General features: G+C 26.4%; 12 protein-coding genes. 6 read left to right on the forward strand and 6 right to left on the reverse strand.

What is annotated here, in order from left to right; translation table 11 throughout:
* Positions 1 to 68: 68 nt before the first annotated feature.
* The gene (locus Q0H31_RS12165; RefSeq protein WP_295298560.1) at positions 69 to 551 is read right to left on the reverse strand and encodes a metallophosphoesterase; all 483 of its coding nucleotides are present in this window, start codon (positions 549 to 551) and stop codon (positions 69 to 71) included.
* A 178-nt stretch (positions 552 to 729) separates the two neighbouring features.
* Between Q0H31_RS12165 and Q0H31_RS12170 the strand changes: the two genes are divergently transcribed.
* The 6 genes from Q0H31_RS12170 (at position 730) to rlmN (ending at position 6945) form a co-directional block, all read left to right on the forward strand.
* Positions 730 to 1839, forward strand: a complete 1110-nt coding sequence (locus Q0H31_RS12170; RefSeq protein ID WP_295298561.1) for a hypothetical protein — start codon at positions 730 to 732, stop codon at positions 1837 to 1839.
* A gap of 44 nt (positions 1840 to 1883) precedes the next feature.
* On the forward strand, positions 1884 to 2573 hold the full coding sequence (locus Q0H31_RS12175) for a hypothetical protein (RefSeq protein WP_295298563.1): 690 nt from the start codon (positions 1884 to 1886) through the stop codon (positions 2571 to 2573).
* 11 nt (positions 2574 to 2584) lie between these two features.
* Positions 2585 to 3511 carry a pseudouridine-5'-phosphate glycosidase gene (locus tag Q0H31_RS12180; RefSeq protein ID WP_295298566.1) on the forward strand — a complete coding sequence of 309 codons (927 nt, stop codon included), beginning with the start codon at positions 2585 to 2587 and terminating at the stop codon, positions 3509 to 3511.
* A gap of 35 nt (positions 3512 to 3546) precedes the next feature.
* Positions 3547 to 5547 (forward strand): S9 family peptidase, encoded by a 2001-nt coding sequence (locus Q0H31_RS12185; RefSeq protein ID WP_295298568.1) that lies wholly within the window; start codon positions 3547 to 3549, stop codon positions 5545 to 5547.
* Positions 5548 to 5616: 69 nt separating this feature from the next.
* Complete coding sequence (locus tag Q0H31_RS12190) at positions 5617 to 5853, forward strand: zinc ribbon domain-containing protein (protein ID WP_295298570.1); 237 nt, start codon at positions 5617 to 5619, stop codon at positions 5851 to 5853.
* 63 nt (positions 5854 to 5916) lie between these two features.
* A complete protein-coding gene (gene rlmN, locus Q0H31_RS12195) occupies positions 5917 to 6945 on the forward strand; it encodes a 23S rRNA (adenine(2503)-C(2))-methyltransferase RlmN (protein ID WP_295298572.1) in 1029 nt (342 codons plus the stop codon).
* Positions 6946 to 6955: 10 nt separating this feature from the next.
* On the opposite strand, the gene Q0H31_RS12200 is transcribed toward rlmN, so the two are convergent.
* The 5 genes from Q0H31_RS12200 to Q0H31_RS12220 form a co-directional block, all read right to left on the reverse strand.
* Positions 6956 to 7669: a phosphatase gene (locus Q0H31_RS12200; RefSeq protein ID WP_295298574.1), complete on the reverse strand. Its 714-nt coding sequence runs from the start codon at positions 7667 to 7669 to the stop codon at positions 6956 to 6958.
* Positions 7670 to 7682: 13 nt separating this feature from the next.
* Entirely contained in the window at positions 7683 to 8297 is a 615-nt protein-coding gene (locus Q0H31_RS12205; protein WP_295298575.1) for an AAA family ATPase, read from the reverse strand.
* 22 nt (positions 8298 to 8319) lie between these two features.
* Positions 8320 to 8751 carry a flavodoxin domain-containing protein gene (locus tag Q0H31_RS12210; RefSeq protein WP_295298576.1) on the reverse strand — a complete coding sequence of 144 codons (432 nt, stop codon included), beginning with the start codon at positions 8749 to 8751 and terminating at the stop codon, positions 8320 to 8322.
* 4 nt (positions 8752 to 8755) lie between these two features.
* The gene (locus tag Q0H31_RS12215) at positions 8756 to 9073 is read right to left on the reverse strand and encodes a hypothetical protein (protein ID WP_295298578.1); all 318 of its coding nucleotides are present in this window, start codon (positions 9071 to 9073) and stop codon (positions 8756 to 8758) included.
* A 95-nt stretch (positions 9074 to 9168) separates the two neighbouring features.
* The gene (locus tag Q0H31_RS12220; RefSeq protein WP_295298580.1) at positions 9169 to 9801 is read right to left on the reverse strand and encodes a hypothetical protein; all 633 of its coding nucleotides are present in this window, start codon (positions 9799 to 9801) and stop codon (positions 9169 to 9171) included.
* Positions 9802 to 9885: the final 84 nt, after the last annotated feature.

Raw genomic sequence — 9885 nt, forward strand, 5'->3', positions numbered from 1 at the left:
TTTAGTTAATTAAATTATAAGGAATACCTGCTTTTTTTAAACTAAAAAACGTGCAATATGTATGGCTCCTAAACAGAGGCAATATTACAATCTTCTTTACAATTTGAATAAACTATATTAATATTTTTACTTATATCCGTAAAATCGTTAATATTATATTTTTTCTTTATATATTCAGTCCAACCATTTGTAATTCCAGCATGAGTAAATACATAATCTCTTAATACATAAACTACATTAAATATATCTTTATTATCATTAAAAATTTTATTAAGTTCTTCAGCATAACTTTTTCTATATCTGCTTGCTGTAGGGTATCCAACTATATACTGAAAATCATGATTGCCTATAAGAAGCTCAACTTTAGAATTATTATTTCTTTTAAAATTTATAACATCTTTTAAATTATTAATAATCTCTTTATCTGTAAAAGTAATCCAACTATCATCACTATAATCACCCAAAAAAACTATCTTATCAAAATTATTATCTTTTAATAGATGTTTCCAGCAAGGCTTACCATGTAAATCACCAATAACAGCAACTTTCATATTATCACCTCCAAAAAGTGAATAACGTTTAAAGTATAATTACATAACAATGAAAAATCAAGCATGTTTTGCGTCGTTTTTATAATACTAAAAATCTTCAAAACATAACTCACAATACATAATTTATTGACACCATGTAATAAAAGATTTATAATCACTAATCAATTAGGAAATAGTAATGCAAAAAATAAATATATTCAAAAACAATATAAAAGATATTATAATAGCAATTAGTTTTATTCTAATAATTTCCATTACTTATATAGTGCCGTTTGTTACAATAGATATTTATAAAGTTACAAATAATTTATCAAATTTAGAAATATTTTTTAATAATGAATTAGTGTTTCTATTAAAAATACTATTTTCTTTGTTAATACCTCTTAGTTTTTTTATACTTAATATTTTATTTTCGCTCAAAAAAATATGCTTAAAATCTATAATTATAACAGCTATAATAATATTTATAATATCAATTTATTTATATAATTTGCCATATGAGATGTTAATAAAAATGAGTATATCAAAAGAATATATAAAATTATTAATTCATATATTTTCTGCAAACATGCTTATTATTTTTTCTTTGGCTCTTTCATATATTAAATATGATGTAAAACAAATATCTAATTTATACGATTTCTATACAATGATAGCTGAAATTATTATATGGGCTTTTTTATTATATTTTCTATTATCTATTATTTTTGCTTCAATATTTGTTTTAATTAAATTTAATAATCAATTAGATATAAAAAGTCTTACTATATTTTTAGTAAAAAACAATATGCTTAACCTAAAAATATTATACAGTATATTTATTATCCTAAACTCTTCTATAATATATTTATCCTATCTTCTATATAATAAAATGAAAAACACTAAATTATCAATAACATTGTCAAGAACTATAAGTATATTCATATCAATTAGCTCTCTGTCATTAATAGTGCTAAATTTAAAAAACAATATATTATCATCTCATAAATTATTTTTTTATTTATATGTTTTATTTTTAATTATATTTATAAAAATAATTTTCTTGTTTAGAGCAGATAAAAAGTTAGATAAATATGAATATATTTCTTATATAGTATCAAATATATTTATTATCATATTTTCTTTATTTCTAATAATAAAAGATGTTTCTAACATAAAATTTTTTATTGCAATCATATTATTTAATGCAATATACAATATAATTTTATCTATAATAAAAAAAAGAGTGTTTATATTTTATTATAATTTTGTTTATATAATTTTGTTCACCATTTTTCTATTTACTTGACTTTTTAAATAGTTATATTAAACTATTTAATTGGGAGAGAAAAGATGAAAAAAGTATTTTTATTTGTGTTATTAATTAGTTCAATATTCTGCTATAATCTTAGTGCCGTTGGTGTGAGTTTAGGTTTTGTTGGTCAATTTGGTATGAGCGGTGCTGTTGCTGATTCATCTTCAATGCTGCCATCAAGTTTTAGAGATTTTGATATGGGCTATTCATTTTTAGTTGGAATAAGAAATAATATAACAGACAATACAGCAATATCAATACTTGCAGATATCGGATATTATCATGATGCTTATGCTTTAAAATATGATATAAATGGAAAGAGAGCAACTGAAAATTATCAATTTGATAGTTTTATGATAGGAGGCGTATTAAAGTTTCATTTCTTTTTTATGTCTTTATCTGGAGGCAGCGGTGTAAAAATACCTATTAGTGGTAGTTACCGTGTAGAAAATAGCTCTTTAGAATATGGATATAATAGAAAATACTATTTTGATAGAGGCGATATAACTGATATTTTTGAAAATGCTTTAATACCATATGTGAAATTTTCTTTAGATTTTCATATATTAAATTATCTTCTTATAGGAATATATGTTAATTATGATTTCGCTCTAAATTTCAACAGCAGTGGTTATTTGAGCGATGTTAGAATAGCAAATAAGTCTATAAGTTCATTAGATTTGGGATTACAATTTGGATATTTCTTCAACGTTTTTGGAGATAGGTAGGATTTTAATAAATGAATAAATTAAATAACTTTTTAGATATTAGTGAAGAGGTAAAAACTGCTTTAGATGAAAAAAAGGCTGTAGTGGCATTAGAAAGTACAATAATATCACATGGCATGCCGTATCCTGAAAATATAGAAAGTGCTTTAAATTGTGAAAAAATAATTAGAGAAAATAATGCTATACCTGCCACTATTGCTATAATGAAAGGCAAAATAAAAATAGGCTTAAATAAAGATGAGCTTGAATATATGGGAAGTGCCAAAGATATTATTAAAGCAAGCAGAAGAGATTTGCCTGCAATACTCGCTTTAAAAAAAGATGGTGCTACAACTGTAACTACAACGATGATAGCTTCTTCTCTTGCAGGAATAAAAGTATTTGCTACAGGAGGAATTGGAGGAGTTCATAGATATGCACAAGATACTTTCGATATATCTGCAGATTTACAAGAACTTGCTAAAACAAATGTTGCCGTTGTATGTGCAGGTGCTAAATCAATATTAGATTTAGGGCTTACTTTAGAATATCTTGAAACTTTTGGTGTTCCTGTTCTTGGTTATAAAACCTCTAAGTTCCCTAATTTTTATACAAGAGACAGTGGTTTTGATGTGGATTATAAAATAGATACTATAGAAGATATAGCAAATATTCTTCATACAAAATGGTCTTTAGGTTTAGATGGCGGAGTTGTTGTATGCAATCCTATACCAGAAGAATATGAAATGGATAAAAGCTATATAGACAAAGTAATAGAAGATACTGTAAAAGAAGCAAAAGATAAAAACATATCTGGTAAAAAAGTAACTCCTTTTATATTAGCTAAGCTTCACAGTGTTACAGAAAATAAGAGTCTTAAGGCTAATAAAGAATTAGTTTATAATAATTGCCGTGTAGCTGCTAACATAGCTTATAGTTATTCAAACTTAGAAAAATAATAATAAATATATTTTTTAAATCGGATTTTATTCATATGGAAAGTTTAAACATTAAAGATTTTTTAAATTTCAATTTTTTATCTAATATAGAGCTTTCAGAGGATAATAAAAATTTACTGTTTGTTAAAAGCAATCAAAATTATGAAAACAATAATTATATTTCTGATGCTTTTATTTATAATATTGAAAATAACAAAACATATAAACTCACTTCAGTAAAAGATGCTTCCCTTGTCTCTTGGCTTAATAATGATACTGTAATATTTAAATCATCGTTACGAGATGAAGAATTAAAAAGCAAAAAAGATGAAGACTTTATTGATTATTCTTTGTTTTATTCTATTAATATAAATGGTGGTGAAGCAGAAAGTTTATTTAATATAGAGCTTGAAGCAGTAGATTTGTACTCAATAGATGAAAACAATTTTTTAATAAAAGCAATTTATGATATTAATAGAGAGAAAAAAAGAAAAGAAGATAATTATTTAGAATGGGTAAAAGAAGAAGTTGATTATGAAGTATTTGATGAAATTCCTTTTTGGGTTAATAATATAGGAATAACAAATAAAAAGAGAGAGAGACTTTATCATTACAATAAAAAAGAAAATAAATTAACTTCCATTACAGATGAATATAGTAATGTGAACTCTTTTAAATATAAAGACGGTAAAGTATTATGCATTATAAACTCTTTTACAGATAAAGCCCCTACCACTACAGAGCTTCGTTTGTATGATATAAATGATATTAATAACATTAAAGAAAAAGTTATTATAGATTCTAATAAATATGCTATATACTTTGCTGATTTTATAATTGATTATGATAATAAAGAAAAAATTATATCTGTTATGACAGACATGAAAAAATATGGGCTCAATGAAAACAGCGGTTTTTATTTAATAGATGAAAATAATAATATTAATCTTCTATATCATTATGATAATGGGCTTGGCAATATGATAGGAACTGACTCATCTTTTGGAGGCGGCAAGGACATTAGAGTTTATAAAGATAAAATATATTTCGTAGGTACAGAAAATGAAAATGCTCATATTAAATGTTTAGACTTTAAAGGCAATATAATCACTATAACAAATAAAAAAGGAGCTGTTAATTGTTTTGATGTTTCTGATGATAATATATATTTTATAGGTTTTAGAGATTTGAAACTTGAGGAGATATATTCTATTAATAATGAAGCAGAAAAGCAATTAACTTGTTTTAACGAAGATGTTATAAAAGAAAAAAGTTTATCAATACCAGAGAAAGTTTCATTTAAAACAAGCAATAATTTTGAAATAGATGGCTGGGTATTAAAGCCAATAAATTATGATGAAAACAAAAAATATCCTGCAATACTTGATATACATGGCGGACCAAAAACTGCTTACGGAGAAATATTTTTTAATGAAATGCAGGTTTGGGCTAATATGGGCTATTTTGTATTTTTCTGTAATCCTCGAGGAAGCGAAGGAAAAGGAAATGCATTTGCTGATATAAGAAAAATATACGGCACTATAGATTATGAAGATATAATGAAGTTTACTGACATTGTTCTTGAGAAATATACTAATATAGATAAAAATAGACTTGGAGTTACAGGCGGTTCTTACGGCGGCTTTATGGTTAATTGGATAATAGGGCATACTGACAGATTTAAGTGTGCAGTATCGCAGCGTTCAATATCAAATTGGATAGATGATTTCGGCACTACTGATATAGGTTATTATTTTAATCCTGATGAATTAGGAGGAGATGTTTGCAGCGGTTTTGATAAATTATGGCAGCAGTCTCCATTAAAATATGCTAATAATGCTAAAACTCCTACCCTATTTATACATAGCGAAGAAGATTATAGATGCTATCAAACTCAAGCCTTTCAAATGTTTACTGCTTTAAAATATTATGGTGTTGAATCAAGAATATGTTTATTTAAGGGTGAAAATCATGAACTTTCAAGAAGCGGAAAACCAAAACATAGACTTAGAAGATTAAAAGAAATTACTGATTGGTTTGAAAAATATTTAAAGTAAGTTAGATACTTGACAGATTTTTATTTTGATGTATATTTTTTTATTAAATTAATTTGGAGATTAAAAATTATGCCTACTTATGAATATAAATGTAAAAAATGCGGACATGAGTTTGAAGAGTTTCAGTCTATGACTGCTGAACCTAAAGCTAAATGTCCTATATGTAAAGGAAGTGCTAAAAGAATAATTTCTTTAAATGCTGGAGTAATATTTAAAGGTTCTGGTTTTTATGTTAATGATTATAAAGGAAAAAATAGCACATCATCATCTAATTCAGCATCTAATAAACCTAAGACAAGCTGCTGAGGAGTTTGATTAATAAGCTTATAGGTTATAAGCTAAAAAATAAATAATAAAAAATTAAGCTATATGTCAAAAAAAATATCTATAATGAATGTATCAGAAGAGGATTTATCTAAATTCTGTATTGAGAATAATTTTCCTAAGTTTCATGCATCTCAAATATTAAATTGGATATATAAAAAATATGCTATTTCTTTTGATGAGATGAGTAATATTCCAAAAGATTTAAGGGGATTATTAGATGAAAATTATTTCATACATAACTCAAAAATAGAATCCATTACAGAAGATGAATATGGTACAAGAAAATTATTAATATCATTATATGACAAGAAAAAAATAGAATCTGTAATACTCGGCAAAAATGAGAGAATAACTTTTTGTTTATCATCGCAGGTTGGCTGCGGATATGGATGTGCTTTTTGTGCCACTGGAAGCATGGGGCTTTCTCGAAACCTCACTGCTGATGAAATACTTGCCGAGTTTATATTGATGCGTGCAGTTACAAAAAAGGTTAATTCTATAGTGTTTATGGGTATGGGAGAACCTTTAGCTAATACAAAAAACCTATTTAAAGCAATAGATACCATTAACTCTTATAAAGGGTTTAATTTAGGTATAAGACATATTACAATTTCAACATCAGGAGAAGTTGCTGGAATAAAACAATTAATAGAAAGAGATTTGGATTGTAGATTGGCTGTTTCTTTGCATTCGCTTAAAAATGAAGTACGTGATAAAATAATGCCTATAAATAAAAAATATCCAATAGAAAACCTCATAAACATACTTAAAAGATACAGTAAAAATGGTAAAAGAATGATTACTTTTGAGTGGGTGTTAATAAAAGATGTTAATGATTCTGTTAATGATGCCTATAGATTGGTAAACTTAAAAAAAGAGTTTCCTTTCAAAGTTAATATTATACCTATGAACCCTGTAGAACATGCACCAGAGCTTCAAAGACCAAATAAGGATATTATATTAAGATTTAAATCCATATTAAAAGATAATGGAATAGAAGTTGTTGAGAGGTTCAAACAAGGTCAAGAAATTTTAGCAGGGTGCGGACAGCTTGCTGTAAAAAATCAATAATATTATAAACTTAATTTCTGTTTCTATTACTTAGATAATTCATAAGCCTATCAAAATCAGAATTCAAAACTAAATCTTCTGGAAAATTAATAGCTTCAAGCATATTCAAAGCAGCTTCATGATTACCTACATTATACTTTGAATGAGAATCTGAAGTAACTACAATATTTAAATTATATTTTTTGCATAACAATGCCACTTCTCGGCAATTTTTATCGCTTCCCTTTCTCACCTTAAAAGAAGCAGAATTAATCTCTATAAGTTTATTGTATTCCTTACAAAGTTTAACTATCTTTTCCATATCAAATTCAAACTTTGGATTTCCAACATGCCCAAGACAATCAATATAACTATTTTTCATTAAACCAGCATACCCATTAGTGTGCGATTCTATATTGGAAGGTGTAATACAATCTTCATGATAGGAAGCTATGACAAAATCCAAACATTCAAGCGTATTTTTTCTCAAATCAATATTTCCATCATAATCTATAATATTAGCCTCAACTCCTCTAAGAACTCTAATTCCATTTACATATTCAGGTATATTATGCATAGAGCCAAAATGCATAGGCTTAGCACCATCGCTAGACTTTGGACCATGATCCGTAATAGCAACAGCTAAAAATCCCCTTTCTTTAGCAGCACTTATAATCTCATCTACAGTGCTAAAAGCATGTTGACTTACTATTGTATGCGTATGCAAATCAGCTATTATTTTCATTTATTGCAAATCCTTATATACTTTTAGCCATATCTACTATAATATCTTCTACCTTTGCAAGTCCTATATAATCACTATTAAAACAAGCATGATAATTTCTTGCATCTCCCCATGCTCTTCCAGTATAATAATTATAATGTTTAGCTCTCAATTTATCTCTGTCTTTAAGAATTTTCTCTACACTATTGCTGTCTAATTTATATTCATTAACTGCCCTATTTATTTTATTTTCCATATCTGAATGTATAAAAACATTAATACAATTTTCAAATTTTTCTAAAACATAATCAGCACATCTTCCAACTATTACACAAGAATGCTTATTAGCAATTTCTTTAATAACATTGCTTTGAGCAAAAAACATAGTGTCTTGCAAAGATTCTCCATTACCAAATACCATATTACCAGCATAAGAACCAGATATAGCAAAGTTGAAAAGAGAAGGAGAAGTTAATTTTTGTTCATTTTCTTTAATATAATCTGGAGAAAAGCCTGTTTTATCAGAAGCCATTTCTATAATAGCCTTATCATAAAAAGCTATGCCTAACTTTTTGGCTACATTTTCTCCTATAAATCTTCCGCCGCTTCCAAACTCTCTGCTAATAGTAATAATAATTTTTTTATCCATAAAAGATTTCCTCCAATAATTTTTAATCGCTTAGCAAATCAATTCCTACTTTCTTTATTTTCAATAATATCTCATCAGTAGGTTTATCTTTTGCTATAATTGGTTCTCTAAATAAAATAATACCATTGTTTTTAGCATCATAAGTCCAGTCTCTCATCCATTTGCCATCACCCCAACTATAAGAACCAAACAAAAATACTCTTTTATCTTTCAGAACCGATTTTATATTATTATACATAGGCAAAAATTCACTCTCTTCTAAAGTTTCAGCCCCCATAGCAGGACAGCCTAAAGCTATTATAGGATACTCCACAGCTTTATTTATATCAAAATTATAAGCCTTAAACATATCCGCCTGATAATTCTGAAGCTCTATAGATTCTTTAAGAGCATTTGCCATAAGCTTAGTATTACCTGTTTTACTCCAGAAAACTATAGCTACTTTTTTGTCCATAAATTTATTTTTTTAAATTATCTTTTGCTTCTTCTATAGACTTTGATGCCTCTTCTAAAGATTTGCTTAAAGTATCCTCAGCACTTTTCTTTACATATTCTATAGTTTCACCTGCCTTATTTAAGCTATTATCTATAGCCTCTCCCGCCATATCTAAACTATTATCTATAGCATCATTAGCAGTATTTAATCCTTCATCTATTTTTTCATCAACATTCTCAAGTAATTTATCAACTTGTTTTTCTATATTTTTTTTATCTTTTTCACAAGAAACAAAAAATATTAAAAACATAATAGATAATACAAAAAATATTCGCTTCATAAAAAAGTCCTTATTTTAAGATATTCTAATTATATTAATAATATACTATTTGTCAAGATTATATATTTATACGTTTTATTAAATAAATAACGTATTTATGGAGTAGTAGTATCATTTTCCCAAATTATTGAAGATTTTGTCTTTCTTTTAAAAGTTATTTTTATTGGATTATTTGTCATTGCTTCAGCTAATTCTTTTGGCACAATTTGAAAGTTAGTTTTTAATGATAATGAAAACTCTATATCTAGCCATGCATTTTCTATACCATCATCACTACGAGATAAACTTGCTTTTATATCTCCTTTCACATTACAACCTATATTTGTTGCTAAAGTATATATTTTCTTTTGAAAAACATTTGTAAAAGCTTTTATACTTATTGGGGTATATGGTTCAAGTATCCATTTTGACTTCAATTGCATAGTCAATTGAGGATATTTACTTCCTTCTGGCAATTTTGGTATAGACTTATATATAAAATCGGTAAACACTTCCTTAACATCATCAGGTGTGTTTGGAACTTCAAAAGATAAAGCAGATATCTGACTATTTATATAATCTAAAGTTATAGTAATTATTCCATTATTAGTAACAAAATTTGTAATATAAACATAATTAGTTTCTGGACTAGTTATGACATTTTCTGGAGCAAGTATATTCGGACGCTCTTTTTGGCATGATGAAATAGACATTATAAAAATAAATAAAATAAAGGCAACACGTATCATAGTTCCCTCTTGTTTAGGAGCCATACATATTGCACGTTTTTTAGTTTAAAAAAAGCAGGTATTCCTTATAATTTAATTAACTAA

This window comes from uncultured Brachyspira sp. (assembly GCF_934747485.1).
In the GTDB taxonomy this organism is placed as follows: Bacteria; Spirochaetota; Brachyspiria; order Brachyspirales; family Brachyspiraceae; genus Brachyspira.